The 16,424-nt window shown below is 73.4% G+C and carries 18 protein-coding genes; 16 read left to right on the forward strand and 2 right to left on the reverse strand.

The genetic code is table 11. The features are described from left to right. Positions 1-131: 131 nt before the first annotated feature. The gene (locus A8711_RS03315) at positions 132-1,751 is read left to right on the forward strand and encodes a DUF885 domain-containing protein (RefSeq protein WP_043326581.1); all 1,620 of its coding nucleotides are present in this window, start codon (positions 132-134) and stop codon (positions 1,749-1,751) included. A 4-nt stretch (positions 1,752-1,755) separates the two neighbouring features. On the opposite strand, the gene A8711_RS03320 is transcribed toward A8711_RS03315, so the two are convergent. Together A8711_RS03320 and A8711_RS03325 are read right to left on the reverse strand one after the other, a co-directional pair. Further along, positions 1,756-2,595, reverse strand: coding sequence for an NAD(+) diphosphatase (locus tag A8711_RS03320; protein ID WP_069087416.1), 840 nt, complete (start codon positions 2,593-2,595; stop codon positions 1,756-1,758). Then, positions 2,592-3,284: a hypothetical protein gene (locus tag A8711_RS03325; protein WP_064447679.1), complete on the reverse strand. Its 693-nt coding sequence runs from the start codon at positions 3,282-3,284 to the stop codon at positions 2,592-2,594. The genes A8711_RS03320 and A8711_RS03325 overlap by 4 nt, the downstream gene beginning before the upstream one ends. A 213-nt stretch (positions 3,285-3,497) precedes the next feature. Here A8711_RS03325 and eno point away from each other — a divergent pair, with 213 nt between their 5' ends. From eno to A8711_RS03400, 15 genes are all read left to right on the forward strand, one after another. Continuing rightward, the gene (gene eno / locus A8711_RS03330; protein WP_069087417.1) at positions 3,498-4,781 is read left to right on the forward strand and encodes a phosphopyruvate hydratase; all 1,284 of its coding nucleotides are present in this window, start codon (positions 3,498-3,500) and stop codon (positions 4,779-4,781) included. Positions 4,782-4,809: 28 nt separating this feature from the next. Continuing rightward, positions 4,810-5,445: a septum formation initiator family protein gene (locus A8711_RS03335; RefSeq protein ID WP_043330639.1), complete on the forward strand. Its 636-nt coding sequence runs from the start codon at positions 4,810-4,812 to the stop codon at positions 5,443-5,445. A 23-nt stretch (positions 5,446-5,468) separates the two neighbouring features. Further along, positions 5,469-6,023 (forward strand): DUF501 domain-containing protein, encoded by a 555-nt coding sequence (locus A8711_RS03340; RefSeq protein ID WP_064447681.1) that lies wholly within the window; start codon positions 5,469-5,471, stop codon positions 6,021-6,023. A 1-nt stretch (position 6,024) separates the two neighbouring features. Next, entirely contained in the window at positions 6,025-6,534 is a 510-nt protein-coding gene (locus A8711_RS03345) for an amino-acid N-acetyltransferase (protein WP_043326570.1), read from the forward strand. Between the two features lie 46 nt (positions 6,535-6,580). Further along, a complete protein-coding gene (locus A8711_RS03350; protein ID WP_064447682.1) occupies positions 6,581-7,510 on the forward strand; it encodes a Ppx/GppA phosphatase family protein in 930 nt (309 codons plus the stop codon). Between the two features lie 180 nt (positions 7,511-7,690). Continuing rightward, positions 7,691-8,023 (forward strand): PadR family transcriptional regulator, encoded by a 333-nt coding sequence (locus tag A8711_RS03355; RefSeq protein ID WP_030271259.1) that lies wholly within the window; start codon positions 7,691-7,693, stop codon positions 8,021-8,023. Next, positions 8,020-8,952 (forward strand): hypothetical protein, encoded by a 933-nt coding sequence (locus tag A8711_RS03360; RefSeq protein WP_069087418.1) that lies wholly within the window; start codon positions 8,020-8,022, stop codon positions 8,950-8,952. The genes A8711_RS03355 and A8711_RS03360 overlap by 4 nt, the downstream gene beginning before the upstream one ends. A gap of 238 nt (positions 8,953-9,190) precedes the next feature. After that, complete coding sequence (locus A8711_RS03365) at positions 9,191-9,895, forward strand: dienelactone hydrolase family protein (protein ID WP_043326560.1); 705 nt, start codon at positions 9,191-9,193, stop codon at positions 9,893-9,895. Between the two features lie 19 nt (positions 9,896-9,914). Continuing rightward, a complete protein-coding gene (locus A8711_RS03370; RefSeq protein ID WP_043326559.1) occupies positions 9,915-10,628 on the forward strand; it encodes a uracil-DNA glycosylase in 714 nt (237 codons plus the stop codon). A gap of 20 nt (positions 10,629-10,648) precedes the next feature. Beyond that, positions 10,649-11,380, forward strand: a complete 732-nt coding sequence (locus tag A8711_RS03375; protein WP_069087419.1) for a DUF4129 domain-containing protein — start codon at positions 10,649-10,651, stop codon at positions 11,378-11,380. Then, positions 11,377-11,961 carry a hypothetical protein gene (locus A8711_RS03380; protein WP_043326557.1) on the forward strand — a complete coding sequence of 195 codons (585 nt, stop codon included), beginning with the start codon at positions 11,377-11,379 and terminating at the stop codon, positions 11,959-11,961. The genes A8711_RS03375 and A8711_RS03380 overlap by 4 nt, the downstream gene beginning before the upstream one ends. Continuing rightward, on the forward strand, positions 11,961-12,959 hold the full coding sequence (locus tag A8711_RS03385) for a MoxR family ATPase (RefSeq protein ID WP_043326556.1): 999 nt from the start codon (positions 11,961-11,963) through the stop codon (positions 12,957-12,959). The genes A8711_RS03380 and A8711_RS03385 overlap by 1 nt, the downstream gene beginning before the upstream one ends. Next, positions 12,959-14,320: a DUF58 domain-containing protein gene (locus A8711_RS03390; RefSeq protein WP_069087420.1), complete on the forward strand. Its 1,362-nt coding sequence runs from the start codon at positions 12,959-12,961 to the stop codon at positions 14,318-14,320. Before A8711_RS03385 ends, A8711_RS03390 begins: the two co-directional genes overlap by 1 nt. Before the next feature lie 55 nt (positions 14,321-14,375). Then, the gene (locus A8711_RS03395) at positions 14,376-14,939 is read left to right on the forward strand and encodes a hypothetical protein (RefSeq protein WP_069087421.1); all 564 of its coding nucleotides are present in this window, start codon (positions 14,376-14,378) and stop codon (positions 14,937-14,939) included. 103 nt (positions 14,940-15,042) lie between these two features. Continuing rightward, positions 15,043-16,374, forward strand: coding sequence for an NAD(P)/FAD-dependent oxidoreductase (locus A8711_RS03400; RefSeq protein WP_043326553.1), 1,332 nt, complete (start codon positions 15,043-15,045; stop codon positions 16,372-16,374). Positions 16,375-16,424 lie beyond the last annotated feature (50 nt).

Genomic DNA, 16,424 nt, shown 5'->3' on the forward strand with positions numbered 1-16,424 from the left:
GCGGGCCGTGTCGGTGATCAAGGAGTTTGGGGTCGCGGCGGGCGCGAACTCCTTGATCAACGCGGAGGGTGGCCCGGCGGGCGGGAGCTGGGTCGGGGAAGGGGTCGGGGGTGATCGGTAGGGTGCCGGGTATGGAGTCGTTCGTACCGCTGGCGGAGCGGATCGTGGAGGCGTTGCTGGAGAGCCGGCCCGGGCTGGCCACCTCCGCCGGGGACCACCGCTACGACGACCGGCTGCCCGATCTGTCCGCGGACGCGCTCGCCGCCGATCAGGCGATGCTGAAGGACGCGGCGGACGCGCTCGCCGAGATCGACCCGGACGCGCTCGACGTGGCGGAGAGCGTCGACCACGCGCTGCTCACCAGCATGATCGACAGAGGGCTGTTCGAGGCCACCGAGATCCGCGCCCACGAGTGGGATCCGCTGCGCCACAATCCGGGGCCGCTGCTGCACGCCCTGCTGGCCCGTCCCTTCGCCCCCGCCGAGGAGCGCCTGACCAGCCTCGCCGGGCGCCTGTCGGCCGTACCCGATGCGCTTGCGACGGCGCGCGCGACGCTGCGGGACATGCCGCGCATCCACGCGGAGACGGCGGTCGGGCAGTTCACCGGCACGGCGGCGCTGATCCGCGACGAGGTGCCGGCGTTGCTCGCCCAGGCGCCGGCGCTGCGTGACCGGGTCGGCCCGGCGGCCACGGAGGCGATCGCCGCGCTGGAGGAGTTCGTGGCGTGGCTGCGGCAGGGTCTGGCGGCCGACGCGGGCCCGGGGCGTGACCCGCGGCTGGGCCGGCGGCGCTGGGAGGCGCGGCTGTGGCACACGCTCGACACCGAGCTGAGCGCCGCCGAGGTGCAGCGCCGCGCCTGGGCCAACCTGGAACGGGTCACCGAGGAGATCCGCGCGGCGGCCGTCGAGCTGGTCGGTGGCCCGGCCGACGACGAGACGGTACGCCGGGCGCTGGACCTGCTGGCCGCCGAGCACCCGGACGACGCCACCATCGTCGACCTCGCCTCGGTGACGCTGGACGAGGCGAGTGACTTCGTGCGCCACCACGACCTGGTCAGCATGGTCGGTGACCCGTGTGTCATCCAGGAGATGCCGGAGTTCGCGCGGGGTGTGGCGGTCGCCTACTGCGATTCGCCGGGGCCGCTGGAGACGGCCGACGTGCCGACGTTCTACTGCATCGCGCCCACCCCGGCGGACTGGCCGGCGCAGCGGGTCGAGTCGTTCTACCGGGAGTACAACGACCACATGATCCGCAACCTGACCGTGCACGAGGCGATGCCCGGCCACTTCCTCCAGCTCGCCCACGCCCGCCGCTACGACGGGCCGACGCGGGTACGCGCGCTCACCGAGTCGGGCGTGTTCATCGAGGGCTGGGCGGTCTACACCGAGGAGCTGATGGCCGGGCTCGGCTTCGGCGGGCTGCCGGTGCGGTTGCAGCAGCTCAAGATGCAGTTGCGGATGACCATCAACGCGCTGCTCGACCAGCTCGTGCACTGCGACGACCTGCCCGAGTCCGAGGCGATGGCGCTGATGACCGGGCGCGGCTTCCAGGAGGAGGGGGAGGCGGCCGGCAAGTGGCGGCGGGCGCTGCTCACCTCCACGCAGCTGTCGACGTACTTCGTCGGCTACAGCGAGATGGCCGACATCGCCGCCGCCCGTCCGGACGGCGTGCCGGTGCGCGACTGGCACGACGCCATGCTGGCGTACGACTGCCCGCCGCCGCGCCACCTGCGCACCCTGCTGGGGGTGTGAGGGCTCACCGGCGGGCGGCGACCGCGTCGATCAGCCAGCGCGACAGGGAGTACGCGGGCGGCAGCTCGGCGGGCAGCGCGTCGACCGGGAACCAGCGCGCCTCGGTCAGCTCCGTGCCGTCGGCCACCGGTTCTGCGGCCGGGTCGGTCACCTCGGCGGTGAACCCGGCGAGCAGTGTGCCCGGTCCGGTCAGCGCCCACGGCTGGCTGTCCACGTACGCGGGGCGGCGCAGGGCCAGGCCGACCTCCTCGGCGACCTCGCGGTGCACCGCCGCCTCCAGCGACTCGCCGGCCTCGACGAACCCGGCGACGAGCGCCCACAAACCGGTCGGGCCGTGCGCGTGCCGGACCAGCAGGAGTTCGCCCGCTCCGTCGGCCGGGCCGGGGCGGGTGACAGCGGTCAGTACCGCCACGGACAGCGGCACGAACACGGTCAGCCCGCAGTCCGGGCAGCGCCGCGCGGTCTCGCCCGGCACGTCGGCCAGTTCGGCCCGGCACGCCCCGCACCACCTGTGCGTACGCCGCCAGGTGACCACGGCGAGCGCCCGCCCGGCCAGGTCGGCGTGGGGTGCGGGCAGTTCGGCGGCGAGGCCGCGCCAGCCGCGCCACCGGCCGGGCAGCGACTCGGGGTCGGTGACCTCGGCCGCCCATGCCGGGGTGCCGTCGAGCGTGCCGACGGGTGTCCAGGCGAGGTCGCCGGGCAGCGCGCCGATGCGCAGCGGCTGCGCGGCGTCCGGGCCGGTCAGCAGTTTCCGGCCGGCGACCGGCAGCGCCAGGTCGCCCGGCTGCGGCGGCCGCCCGTGATCGGCGGCGGGCCGGAACCCGGCGCCGTCGGGCGGGGTCACGACGTGGCGGGTCGGCGGTCCACCACACCCGCGCCGGCCGGCACGGCGAACGCGGCGGCCTCGACGCTCTCGGTGTAGCGGCTCAGCGTCACCTCGGCCGGCTTGCCGTCGATCGTGCCGGAGAAGCTGCCCAGCACGCCTTCGTTCGTCACGCAGGTGCTGAAGCGCTCACCGTCGTGGGTGACGTTCACGCAGGTGGCATGGTGCCCGGCCAGCGTGGTGTCGCTCTGCTCGATGACCGCGTCCGGCGCGAGCGCGGCCTCGGTGAGCAGCCGGATCACCGCCGGGGGCGTGACCAGGCCCTGCTTGCGTGCCTCGTCGTAGACGATCACCGAGGGCTTTCCGGCGGTGAGCACGGGCGGAGACACGGTGCAGGAGGTGCGGGCGGCGGTGCTCGCGCACCGGGTCACCGACTCCTGGGTCACCGTGATCTTGCCGCCGGGCCAGGTGTACGTGGAGCGCAGCGGCTTCCTGGTCTGCGCGATCGAGGCGGTGCGACCGCCGTCGAGCTGGTAGTCGGCGGCCCAGGTCTGCTCCAGCGCCCGGTCCATCCGCGCGGCGAGGTCGTTGACCAGGTCGGCCCGACCGAGCGCGACGCCCGCGTCGTCCAGGGCCTGGCAGCCGGTGACCGAGAGCGACGCGATGACCGAGGCGGCGAGCACGCGGAGAGTCGTCGAGGCGGCAGGCATGATGCCCAGCCTTGTCGATCGACGCAACCTCTCGCAAACCGGTTGCCGGTTGACGACCGGTAATCCGGGAATGTCCGTCTCAGCAAGCGCCTCGGGGGCCGCCCCGAGCGGCGTACGGCGGGGCGGGGACCGATACGCTGCGTTCAACACCTGCCTCAGCCGCACCGTCGCGGCCCATATCGGACCGGAACCACACAAACGAGGAGCGACTCAGTGGCAACCATCGAGGGAATCGTCGCCCGGGAGATCCTGGACTCGCGGGGCAACCCGACGGTCGAGGTCGAGGTCGGGCTCGACGACGGCACGATCGCCCGCGCCGCGGTGCCGTCCGGCGCCTCCACCGGCGCCTTCGAGGCGGTCGAGCTGCGCGACGGTGACAAGGACCGCTACCTGGGCAAGGGTGTCGAGAAGGCCGTCGCCAACATCGAGGACCGGATCGTCGACCAGCTCATCGGCTACGAGGCCAGCGAGCAGCGGCTGATCGACCAGAAGATGATCGACATCGACGGCTCGGACAACAAGGGCGAGCTGGGCGCGAACGCCATCCTCGGCGTCTCCCTGGCCGTGGCCAAGGCCGCCGCGGGCAGCGCCGAGCTGAGCCTGTTCCGCTACCTGGGCGGCCCGAACGCGCACCTGCTCCCGGTGCCGATGATGAACATCCTCAACGGTGGCGCGCACGCCGACTCGAACGTCGACATCCAGGAGTTCATGATCGCGCCGATCGGCGCGCCGACGTTCCGGGACGCGCTGCGCTCGGGCGCCGAGGTCTACCACGCGCTGAAGTCGGTGCTGAAGAAGAAGGACCTGTCCACCGGCCTGGGTGACGAGGGCGGCTTCGCCCCGAACCTGCCCACCAACGCCGCCGCGCTGGACCTGATCGCCGAGGCGGTGGAGAAGGCCGGCTACCGGCTCGGCACCGACATCGTCTTCGCGCTCGACGTGGCCGCCACCGAGTTCTTCGACAACGGCACGTACACGTTCGAGGGCACCGCGAAGAGCGCCGAGGAGATGAGCAACTACTACACCAAGCTCGCCGGCGACTACCCGATCGTGTCGATCGAGGACCCGCTGGCCGAGGACGACTGGAGCGGCTGGGCCACCCTGACCGCCGCGCTCGGCGACCGGATCCAGATCGTCGGCGACGACCTGTTCGTGACCAACCCGCAGCGCATCGCCCGGGGCATCGCGGAGCAGGCCGCCAACGCGGTGCTCGTCAAGGTCAACCAGATCGGCTCGCTCACCGAGACGCTGGACGCCGTCGACCTGGCTCACCGGGCCGGCTTCAAGTGCATGATGAGCCACCGTTCCGGCGAGACCGAGGACACCACCATCGCGGACCTGGCCGTCGCCACCGGCTGCGGGCAGATCAAGACCGGCGCCCCGGCCCGCTCCGACCGGGTGGCCAAGTACAACCAGCTCCTGCGGATCGAGGAGGAGCTGGCCGACGCGGCGCGGTACGCCGGCGCCGGCGCGTTCCCGCGTTACCGTTCGGCCTGAGCGAGCGCTCCGGGGGAGGGGTGTGACGATGCAGCAGCGCCGCACACCGGGTGGCCAGCGGCCCGCCCGTCGGCCGGGTCAGCCCGGCCGGACGGGCGGCGCCCGGGTCCGGTCCACGGCCCGCGACAACGGCGTCCGCGCGGAGACGCGCGCCGCCGGCCGGTCACCCGGCGCGTCCCGGGCCAGCGACGGCGTACGCTCCGCGAGCCGCCCCGCCGCGGCCCGGCGTACCGCTGCCGGTGGTCCGGTCAAGCGGCTCACCGCACCCCAACCCCGGCGCTTCACCGGGCGCGCCACAGTGCTGTTCGCGGTGCTGATCGCGCTCGCGCTGGCGTACACCTATCCGGTCCGGGTCTACCTGGACCAGCAGGCGGACATCGAGCGGATGGAGGCCGCGCAGGCCGCCCAGCGGGCCGAGATCGAGCGGCTCACCGCCGAGGCGGCCAAGTGGAAAGACCCGGAGTACGTCAAGACGCAGGCCCGGGAGCGGTTCTTCATGGGCAAGCCGGGCGAGACGCTGCTGGTGGTGCTCTCCGACCCGGAGGGCGCGGCCAAGGACGCCGGCAAGGACGCGAAGCCGGGGGCGCCGACCGCGCCGGAGCCCTGGTACGACACCCTGTGGTCGAGCGTGCGGGCGGCGAACGCCGAGCGCCAGGACAAGTGAGCTTTGATTCGAGAGGCACAACCTTGAGCGTCGTACCACCGCAGGAGCCGGCGGCGGACTCCGTACCCCCGCCGGAACGCCAGCCGGCCACCGAGGCCGACCTGGCCGCGGTGGCCGCGCAGCTCGGACGCCCGCCGCGCGGCACCCGTGCGGTGGCCCACAGGTGCCCGTGCGGCCTGCCCGACGTGGTGGAGACGACGCCCCGGCTGGCCGACGGCACGCCGTTCCCGACGCTGTTCTACCTGACCTGCCCGCGTGCCACGGCGGCGTGCAGCCGGCTGGAGTCGGCCGGGCTGATGAAGGAGATGGCCGAGCGGCTCGCCGAGGACCCGGAGCTGGCCGCGCGCTACCGGGCCGCGCACGAGGACTACCTGACCCGCCGGGAGGCGATCGGCGAGGTGCCGGAGATCGCCGGCATCTCGGCCGGTGGCATGCCGGGGCGGGTGAAGTGCCTGCACGTGCACCTGGGGCACGCGCTCGCCGCCGGGCCGGGGGTCAACCCGTTCGGCGACGAGACGCTGGCGCTGGTGGAGAAGTGGTGGGCCGCCGGCCCCTGCGTGGACGTGCCGGCGGAGTGAGATGAGCGCCGACCAGATCACTGTGCGCCGGGCCCGCACCGCCGACGTGCGCGGCATCCGGCGGCTGGTGGACACCTACACCGACGACCGGCGGCTGCTCAGCAAGGCGACTGTGACGCTGTACGAGGACGTGCAGGAGTTCCGGGTCGCGGTGACGCCGGACGGCACGGTGGTCGGATGCGGCGCGTTGCACGTGATGTGGGAGGACCTGGCCGAGATCCGGACGGTGGCGGTCGACCCGTCCTGCCGGGGCCACAAGATCGGGCACCGGATCGTCGGTGAGCTGATCGACTCGGCGCGCGACCTGGGCATCGCCCGGATCTTCGTGCTCACGTTCGAGACCGGCTTCTTCGGCTCGTTCGGCTTCCGCGAGATCGACGGCGCGCCCGTGCCGCAGCCGGTCTACGAGCAGCTCCTGCGCTCGTACGACGAGGGTGTCGCGGAGTTCCTGGACCTGGAACGGGTCAAGCCCAACACCCTGGGCAACTCCCGCATGCTGTTGCGCCTCTGAGCTGCCCCGGGCGGGCTGCCGTAGGGTGGGCGCCGTGAGTGCGCGTGTGGCAGCCATCGACTGCGGGACCAACTCGATCCGACTGCTGATCGCCGACCTGCCCGACCCCTCGGCCGGGGAAACGGCGCCGCTCGTGGACGTCAGCCGGCGGATGGAGATCGTGCGGCTGGGGCAGGGCGTCGACCAGACCGGCATGCTCGCCCCGGAGGCCATCGAGCGGACCCGGGTGGCGCTCGCCGACTACGCGGCCGAGATCGAGAAGTCCGGTGCCGACCGGGTCCGCATGTGCGCCACGTCGGCCTCCCGGGACGCCTCCAACGCCGCCGACTTCCGGACGATGGTCGAGCGCACGCTCGGCGTACCGCCCGAGGTCGTGACCGGCGACGAGGAGGCACGCCTGTCGTTCACCGGCGCGGTGCGCGGCCTGCCCGCCGACGCCGAACCGCCGTACCTGGTGGTCGACATCGGCGGCGGCTCGACCGAGTTCGTCGTCGGCACCCGCGCCGACGGCGTCCGGGGCGCGATCTCGGTGGACATCGGCTGCGTCCGGATGACCGAGCGCCACCTGCACGGCGACCCGCCGACCGCGGCGCAGATCGCCGCCGCCGAGGCCGACATCGCCGCCGCCGTCGACCGCGCGCTCGCCGCCGTGCCCGGTCGCGAGGCCGCCACGCTGGTCGGGCTGGCCGGTTCGGTCACCACAGTGGTCGCGCTGGCGCAAGGGCTCCAGGAGTACGACCCGAGCCGCATCCACCACGCCCGCGTCTCGTACGAGCAGGTGGCCGAGGTGACCGCCGACCTGCTGGGCAAGAGCAGTGAGCAGCGGCTGGCGTACCCGGTGATGCACCCGGGGCGGGCCGACGTGATCGGCGCGGGCGCGCTGGTGCTGCGAGTGATCATGGAGCGGGCCGGGATGCCGTCGGTGGTCGCCTCCGAGCACGACATCCTCGACGGCATCGCCTGGAGCCTCGCCTAGCCCTCTGGCCCCTTCCGGCGGTGATCAAGGAGTTTGTGTCCGATCCGGACGCCTCCGGGGACGCCAACTCCTTGGTCAACAAAAAGGGCCGACCTGTTCGACCGTTTCATCGGATGGACCGCCCGCCTGTAGGTGCTGTGTCGTTGACGGTAGTGCGTATTGCGCACTACTGTGCGGAGCGTGGATACCACGCAGCTCCTCAAGGGCGTGCTCGACCTCGCGGTGCTCGCCGTGCTCAAGGACGAGGACGGGTACGGCTACGACATCCTGCGGCGGCTACGCGAGGCCGGTCTCACCGAGGTCGGCGACGCCTCGGTCTACGGCACGCTGCGCCGGCTGTTCGCGGCCGGTCTGCTCACCACGTACGTGGTGCCGAGCGAGTCCGGGCCGCACCGCAAGTACTACTCGCTCAACGCCGCCGGGCGTGACCAGCTCACCCGCTCCGGCAAGACCTGGCGCTCGTTCGCCACCACCATGGACGCGCTGCTCGACGATCGGGGGATGGCGGCATGACCGTCATGGGGCAGGAGATCACGGACTACGTCGACCGGGTGCGGGYCGCGCTCGCCGACCTGCCGCCGGAGGTCCGCGACGAGTTGACCGAGGAACTGCCGGAACACCTCGCCGAGGTTGCCGCCGAGGGCGAGGGCACGCTGGTCGACCGCCTGGGCGCCCCCGAGGCGTACGCCGCCGAGCTGCGCGCCGTCGCCGGTGCCCAGCCGAGCCGGCGGCCGGCGCGTTTCCACCGCCTCGCCGAGGCCCGGCGGGAGGCGGCCACCCAGCTGCGTCTGCTCGACCGCCAGCTTGGCCCGGTCCTCGGGCACGAGACGGTGAGCGACTTCCTGCGTCCGCTGCGCCCGGCCTGGTGGCTGGTGCGCGGATGGCTGGCCGCGCTGATCGTGGCGTGGATGGTGGACGGCCGGTCCGGCCTGGTGCCCCGGCTGGACGGCAACAGCTCGACGGGGCTGTTGCTGCTCATCGGCGCGATCGTCGCGTCCATGTGGTGGGGTCGCCGATCCGCCGGGATCACCGGGTGGCGGCGCCAACTGCACCAGATCGCCACCGCCGCGCTGCTGCTGTTCTCCTTCGCCGTGCTGGCCCAGGTGGACGAGCGCGCCGACACCGACAGCTACGGCAGTTACGAGCAGACGTCGGTGGACCACAGGTACGACCGGATCGAGGACGTCTTCGTCTACGACCAGCAGGGGCGGCTGATTCGCGACGCGCGGCTCTTCGACCAGAACGGCGTGCCGATCCGGCTCGGCTGGCCGAGCTGCATGGCTGACGCCGGCGCGGTGCCGGAGATGCGTAACACCTACCCGTACTGCCCGGAGCTGGCCCCGTTCGGTCCGCCGGCCTCGCCGTCGATCGCTCCGCCCGCACTCGCGCCCACCGGCAGTGCCACCCCCACCGCTTCCCCGGAACCCACGTCAACTCCCTGAGCGCGCGCTCGATCCGGCGAGATCTTGGAAGGAAACGGCCCTCATAAGGGCCGCAAGCTTCCAAGATCTCGCCGGGTTGTGGTGCGGGGCGTCGGCCACTGGTCTGTGAGGTCTACAGGAGGTGAATGCCACTGTTGTTCTGTCTTCCCCGGGCCGCTGACCGCGTGGCACGCTACCGGCACGTAACAGCCAACTGTGCGACCAGCCAACGTTGACTGACCGCAAGGAGGACGGGCCCATGGGCGAGATGGTGAGCTTCACCGGCAACGGGGGGACGAGCGAGGGGTATCTCGCGATACCCTCCGGCGGTGTGGCCAGCCCGGCGGTCATCGTCATCCAGGACTGGTGGGGTCTCGTACCCCACGTACGGGCCGTGGTCGACCGCTTCGCGGAGGCCGGCTTCGTCGCGCTCGCGCCCGACTTCCGGCACGGCGGACCGGCCGTGAAGCCGACCGAGCCGCGGCTGATGCTCAACAGCTCCCAGATGGACGAGGCGGCGAGCGACATCGCCGCTGCCGCCGAATACCTGGCGAGCCGGCCCGAGGTCGCCGGCAAGGTGGGCTGCGCCGGGTTCTGCGCGGGCGCCAGCCTGGCCCTGTGGTCCGGCACGTTCTCCGAGCGCATCGTGGCCACCGCCGGGTTCTACCCGCGCCTGCCCTGGGAGGGCATGGCCGTGGGAGCGGCGGACGAAGGCGGCTGGGCCGGCTACGCCGGGAAGGCCGCGCTCATCCACTGCTCCGAGGCGGACGGCCTCTCCGCCGCCGACGGGGTGCAGAGCGTCCGCCGGTCCATCGAGTCGGCCGGTGGCACCTGCCAGACGTTCGACTACCCGGGCACCGCACACGCGTTCTTCAACGAGGACCGGCCGGAGCACTTCGACCAGCGGGCCGCCGCCACCGCCTGGGCCCGCACGCTGGAACTGTTCCGGGCGAAGCTTGGCTGAGTCGCGTACCCCGCAGGACGTGGTCGCCCGCGCCGCGCGGGCGGCCGACCTGGCCGACCTCGACGGCGCGGTCAGCGACTGCTTCGCCTGCCCGCGCCTGGTGGCGTGGCGGGAGGAGGTGGCGCGGGTCAAGCGCGCCGCGTTCCGCGACCAGGACTACTGGGGACGGCCGGTGCCCGGCCTCGGCCCGCCGGACGCGCGTATCGCCATTCTCGGTCTGGCGCCGGCCGCGCACGGCGGCAACCGCACCGGCCGGATCTTCACCGGGGACCGGTCCGGTGACGTGCTGTTCGCCGCGCTGCACCGCGCCGGGCTGGCCAACCAGCCGACGAGCGTCGCCTCCGACGACGGCCTGACGCTGCGCGAGACCCGCATCTTCGCGGCCGTGCGGTGCGCGCCGCCGGACAACAAACCCACCCCGGCCGAGCGGGACACCTGCGCGCCGTGGCTGCACCGCGAGGTCGAACTGATCCGGCCCACGCTGCGCGTCGTGGTCGCGCTGGGTGCCTTCGCGTGGGCCGCGTGGTGGCCGGTGCTCCGTCAGGTGTACGGGCAGCGACCGCCCACGCCGCGACCGGCGTTCGGCCATGGGGCACACTGGTCCGGCGAGTCCGTGCCGGACCTGCTGGGCTGCTACCACGTCAGCCAGCAGAACACGTTCACCGGCCGGCTCACACCGGCGATGCTGGACGACGTGTTCACCCGGGCGAAGGACCTGGCCGGGGTGGACTGAGGAACACCTGAGGCGGTGGGATGGATTTCGGCGTACTGCGCAGGTGGTGGCCGGTCGCCGCGGTGACGGTGCTGCTCGCGCTCGCCGCGTTCGCCGCCGGTCACTCCGCCATCGGGGCCAGCCGGATCCCGCCGGCCGCGGACACCATCCCGTACGTGCCGGAGTACCCGTCGCCCGAGGCGGTGCCGTCGTACCCGGTGGAACCCCGCGACGTGGGCGAGTCCACAGCGGGCGGTGTGCCCGACTGGCTGGCCACCGCCGCCGTGGCGTTGCTGTTCGCGGTGGTGCTGGGCGCCATCGGGTACGTCCTGTGGAACGTGCTCCGGGGCGCGCTGCGGCGGACGACCCGGGCGGTGCCGGTGCGGCGCTCCCGGCGTACCGCCGAGGGGACCGCGCGTGAGGTGGTGGCCGCGCTCGACGCTGGGCTCGTCGAACTGGACGACCGCTCCACCGACCCGCGTACCGCCGTCATCGCGTGCTGGGTACGCCTGGAGGAGGCCGCCGAGGACGCGGGCGTGCCCCGGCACACCGGCGACACCCCGACCGACCTGGTGGCCCGGCTGCTGCGCGGCGACCCGGAGGCCGGCATCCCGGCGATCGCCAGCGCCGACGTGCTCGACGGGTTCGCGCACGTCTACCGGGAGGCCCGGTACGCCACGCACCCGGTCGACGAGCACACCCGGGATCAGGCCCGCGCCGCGCTGCGCCGGCTGCGCGGCGAGCTGACCAGCCTGGCGGGGGAGGCGTCGTGAGCACCAGCATCGACGACCTGCTGTCGTTCGGCGAGGAGCCCGCCGGGGAGGACGTACGCCCCTCGGGCGGTGGCCGGGCACGCCTGCTGCTGCGGACCGCCGCGGTCACGGCCGCCGTCGTGGTGGTGGTCGTGGTCGGGCTGCGCGCGGTCGGCCTGAAGGTGCCGATCTGGATCATCGTGGCCGGGGTGCTCGCCGTGCTCGCCGTACGCCGGGTCACCGCCGCGCTGTCGCCCCCGCCGCCGCCCCGCGCCGGCGCCCGGACGCCCGCCGGTGAGGAGCCCGGCACCTGGAACTGGTCCGCCCGGGACGCGCTGCGCACCGCGATCAACGGCTGGGAGCGCCCGCTGGACTGGTCCGCCGACAACCGGGAGCGGTTCACCGAACGCATCCTGCCGCGCCTCGGCGAGCTGGCCGACGAGCGGCTGCGCCAGCGCCACGGCGTCACCCGCGAGTCCGATCCGGCCCGCGCCCGGTCGGTGCTCGGCGAGCCACTGTGGACGTTCCTCACCACCCCCGCCCGCCGCCCTCCGTCGCCGCGCGACCTCGCGGCGATCGTCGCCGAACTGGAGAAGATCTGATGAACGACGTGGACCGGAGCATGGCCCCCGCCGAGGTGGGCCGGCTCGCCCGGGCCGTCCTGGAGGCGGTCGGCACCGTCGTGGTCGGCAAGCGGGACGCGCTGGAGCTGGTGCTGGCCGGCATCCTCGCCGGTGGTCACGTGCTGCTGGAGGACCTGCCCGGCCTGGGCAAGACGCTCACCGCGCGCTGTTTCGCGCAGGCGCTCGGGCTGGACTTCCGGCGGCTCCAGTTCACGCCGGACCTGCTGCCCGCCGACGTGACCGGCTCGTTCCTCTACGACCAGAGCAGCGGCGACTTCGCGTTCCGGGCCGGGCCGGTGTTCACCAACCTGCTGCTCGCCGACGAGATCAACCGGACGCCGCCGAAGACGCAGTCGGCGCTGCTGGAGGCGATGCAGGAGAAGCAGGTGTCGGTGGAGGGCGTGACCTACCGCCTGGACGAGCCGTTCCACGTGCTCGCCACCGCCAACCCCATCGAGTACGAGGGCACGTACCCGCTGCCGGAGGCGCAGCTCGACCGGTTCCTGCTGCGGGTGTCGTTCGGCTACCCCAGCCACGACGAGGAGTGGGACGTGCTGCGCCGCCGGATCGCCCGCCGCCGCGAGGAGGCGGAGATCAAGCCGGTGGTGGACGCCGCGACGCTGCGCGCCATGCAGGCAGCGCTGGAGGACGTGGTGGTCGAGGACTCGGTCGGCCGGTACATCGTGGCGCTCACCGCCGCCACCCGGGAGCACCCGTCGGTGCTCGTCGGCGCGTCCCCGCGCGGCTCGCTGGCGCTGCTGCTGCTGTCCCGGGTCCGGGCGGTGCTCGCCAACCGCGACTACGTGGTGCCGGAGGACGTCAAGGCGGTGGCGGCGCCCGCGCTGGCGCACCGGATCACGCTGCGGCCGGAGATGTGGCTGCGCCGGGTGGACCCGGCGTTCGTGGTCGGCGAGGTGCTGGAGTCCACGCCCGCCCCGGCCAGCGGCGCGCTGCCCAGCTACGCCGCCGGGCGCTGATGGATCGGGCCGAGGCGGCGAGCGGCTGGGCGCCCACCTGGGCGCTCGGCCGGGCCGTGCTGCTCACCGGCGTGCTGCTCGTCGCGGCGGTCCTGCTCGGCCGCATCGACCTGGTGGTGCTCGCCACGCCGTTCGCGCTGGGCACCGCGTACGCGCTGCGCCGCCGCCCCGCGGGCCTGCCGGAACTGGAACTGGGCGTCGGGGACACCCACCTGGTCGAGGGCTCCCCGCTGGCCGCGACCGTCGCGGTGGCCAACCCGGACCTGGTCGGGTACGACCTCGCGGTGGTGCGGACGCGGATGTCGCGCTGGCTGCGCGTGGAGCAGGTCGGCTTCGGCGGCACCGGGCTGGACGTGAGCCGCTCCGGCGGGGCGGACCGCCCGTTCGTCACCTCCGTACCCCGGGGCAGCGCCGTCGACCTGGAGCTGACCGGCACGGCGCTGCGGTGGGGGCGGCACCCGATCGGACCGGCCGGGGTGCGGGTCGCCGTCGCCGACGGGCTGCTGGTCTCCCGCGCGGTGATCACCGAACCGATCCGGGCCCGGGTCTACCCGCGTACCGAGCCGTTCGACGCGGTCGAGGCGATGCCCCGGGCCGCCGGGCTGGTCGGCGCGCACCGATCGCGGCGGCCGGGGGAGGGCGGCGAGCTGGCCGGGGTACGCGTGTTCGCGCCCGGCGACCGGCTGCGCCGCATCGACTGGCGGGTGTCGCTGCGAGCCCGCCAACTGCACGTGGCGGCGACGCTCTCGGACCGGGACGCCGAGGTGGTGGTGCTGCTGGACGTGCTCGCCGAGGCGGGCCGCTCCGGTGGCGTGAACGGCCCGGCGTCGGTGCTGGACACCACGGTTCGGGCCGCCGCCGCTATCGCCGAGCACTACCTGCACCGCGGCGACCGGGTGTCGATGCTGGAGTACGGCCCGGCCGCCCGCCGGCTGCGTCCGGCCACCGGGCGGCGGCAGTACCTGACCGTGCTGGAGTGGCTGCTCGACGTGCACGCCGAGTCGTCCCCGCACGAGCCGTACGACCAGGTCTTCGGCCCGCAACTGCTCTCCTCGGACGCGCTCGTGGTGGTGCTCACCCCGCTGCTGGACGAGCGGTCCGCGCAGATGCTGGCCCGGCTGGCCCGCGGCGGCCGGTTCGTGGTGGCGGTGGACACGCTGCCGGCCGAACTGCCGGTGCCGAAGGAGCGGGGCTGGGCCGAGGTGGCGTACCGGCTGTGGCGGCTGGACCGGGACACGATGATCGGCCAGCTCCGCGAGCACGGCGTGCCGGTGGTGCGCTGGGCCGGCGCGGGCAGCCTGGACGAGGTGCTCCGCGACGTGGCCCGGCTGGCGACCGCCCCGAAGGCAGGGTTGCGGTGAGCGCGAGGAACGCAGCGAAGCGGAGTCCCGCAGTCGCGAACGAAAGGCCGGCTCAGTGACGGACGCCCTGGTCGAGCGGGTACGGGCACTGCGGTACGCGGCCGCCCGGGTCAGCCCGCTGCCGCTGCTGGTACGCGGCGGCATCTTCCTCACCGTGCTGGCCGGTTTCCTGCTCGCGTACCCGGTGCAGGCCCTCACCGCGCGCTCGCTGCTGGCCCTGGCGGTGGCCGCGGTGCTGCCGGCGTTCGGTCCGCGCCGGATCTGGCCGACGTTCACCGCGCTGGTGACGGTCGGCGGTTGGCTGCTGGCCACGCTCGGCTTCGCCCGGCCGCCGGCGCTGTGGCGGCTGCTCGCCGTGGCGACGCTGCTCTATCTGGCGCACTCGCTCTGCGCGCTCGCCGCGTTGCTGCCCTACGACGGACTGATCGACCCGGACGTGGTGTTCCGGTGGTTGAGCCGGGCGGGCGGGGTGGTGCTCGCCAGCGCTGTGCTCGGCGTGGTGCTGGCGTGGCTGGGTGGCGTCGGCGGGACGGACGGCTCGCAGGCGGCGACAGTGGTGGGGCTGCTGGTGGCGGTGGGGCTGAGCGCGCTGCTGGGCTGGTTGCTGCGCCGCAAGTGACGCAGCGTTCCGATGACGTTGCGCAGGTCACATGGGTTGTGCTCCGTCACAGAAGGGGGTCTCGCGCGGGATTACCGGGGGCCCCCGGGGAAAGATAGATGACGTGAACCCGAAGCGGATCCTTGTCGTGGGTGCCGGTCACGTGGGCCTGTACGCCGCTCTGCGCCTGTCCAAGAAGCTGAGCAGGCGTGAGGCCGAGGTCATCGTCGTCGACCCGCAGCCGCACATGACGTACCAGCCGTTCCTCCCGGAGGCATCGGCGGGCAACATCTCCCCGCGGCACGCCGTCGTGCCGCTGCGGCGGGAGTTGCGCAAGTGCACCGTGGTGGCGGGCACCGTCACCCGGATCGACCACGACCGCATGACCGCAGTGGTGCAGCCGATCAGCGGCCCGGCCCGGGAGATCCAGTACGACCACGTGGTGGTCGCGCCCGGCTCGGTCTCCCGCACCCTGCCGATTCCCGGCCTGCACGAGCACGGCATCGGGTTCAAGACCATCGGTGAGGCCATCTACCTGCGCAACCACGTGCTGGACCGGCTCGACGTGGCGGCTTCCACCACCGACCCGGCGGTACGCAGCCGTGCGCTGACGTTCACCTTCGTCGGTGGCGGCTACGCCGGCATCGAGGCGCTCGCCGAGATGGAGGACATGGCCCGCGACGCGCTGCGCTACTACCCGGAGCTGAAGCCGGAGGAGATGCGCTGGGTGCTGGTCGAGGCGACCCAGCGGGTGCTGCCCGAGGTCGACCGGGACATGGGCGCCTACACGGTGCAGCAGCTGATGAAGCGGGACATGGACATCCGCCTGGACACCCGGCTGGAGTCCTGCGTCGACGGTGTGGTGAAGCTCTCCGACGGCGACAGCTTCCCGTCCGACACCATCGTCTGGACCGCCGGTGTGAAGCCGTCGCCGATGCTCGACGCCACGGACTTCCCGCGCGACGAGCGCCGCCGGGTCACCTGCCGGCCGACGCTGCAGATCGTGGACGGCGACCGGGTGGTCGAGGGCGCGTGGAGCGCCGGCGACTGCGCCGCCGTGCCGGACCTGACCAAGGAGCCGGGCAACTTCTGCTCGCCGAGCGCCCAGCACGCGGTGCGGCAGGCGGCGCGGATGGCCGACAACATCGCCAACGTGATCCGCGGGCGCGAGCCGGTCGACTACAAGCACAAGCATGCCGGCAGCGTGGCCAGCCTCGGCCTGCACAAGGGTGTGGCGCAGGTCTACGGCATCAAGATGACCGGCTGGCCGGCCTGGTTCATGCACCGGACGTACCACATGTCGCGGATCCCCTCGTTCAACCGCAAGGTGCGCGTGGTGGTCGACTGGACGCTGGCGTTCTTCCTCAAGCGTGAGGTGGTGGCGCTGGGTCAGCTGCACGACCCGCGTGAGGAGTTCGCCGAGGCGTCCGCCCCGCCGGTCGCCGCGCGCGTCTGACGGATCCGGCGCGGGGACTTTCCGAACGGAAGGTCCCCGCGCCGTTTTCG

Origin of the sequence: Micromonospora sp. II, from assembly GCF_001709195.1 — a bacterium.
Lineage (GTDB): Bacteria > Actinomycetota > Actinomycetes > Mycobacteriales > Micromonosporaceae > Micromonospora > Micromonospora chalcea.

What these genes read in the sequence shown, in the direction of transcription:
- A8711_RS03390 (WP_069087420.1), top strand. Translation starts at nt 12,959, where the DNA reads ATGGATCGGGCCGAGGCGGCGAGCGGCTGGGCGCCCACCTGGGCGCTC.
- A8711_RS03315 (WP_043326581.1), top strand. Translation starts at nt 132, where the DNA reads ATGGAGTCGTTCGTACCGCTGGCGGAGCGGATCGTGGAGGCGTTGCTG.
- A8711_RS03325 (WP_064447679.1), bottom strand. Translation starts at nt 3,284, where the DNA reads ATGCCTGCCGCCTCGACGACTCTCCGCGTGCTCGCCGCCTCGGTCATC.
- A8711_RS03335 (WP_043330639.1), top strand. Translation starts at nt 4,810, where the DNA reads ATGCAGCAGCGCCGCACACCGGGTGGCCAGCGGCCCGCCCGTCGGCCG.
- A8711_RS03385 (WP_043326556.1), top strand. Translation starts at nt 11,961, where the DNA reads ATGAACGACGTGGACCGGAGCATGGCCCCCGCCGAGGTGGGCCGGCTC.
- A8711_RS03375 (WP_069087419.1), top strand. Translation starts at nt 10,649, where the DNA reads ATGGATTTCGGCGTACTGCGCAGGTGGTGGCCGGTCGCCGCGGTGACG.
- A8711_RS03365 (WP_043326560.1), top strand. Translation starts at nt 9,191, where the DNA reads ATGGGCGAGATGGTGAGCTTCACCGGCAACGGGGGGACGAGCGAGGGG.
- A8711_RS03345 (WP_043326570.1), top strand. Translation starts at nt 6,025, where the DNA reads ATGAGCGCCGACCAGATCACTGTGCGCCGGGCCCGCACCGCCGACGTG.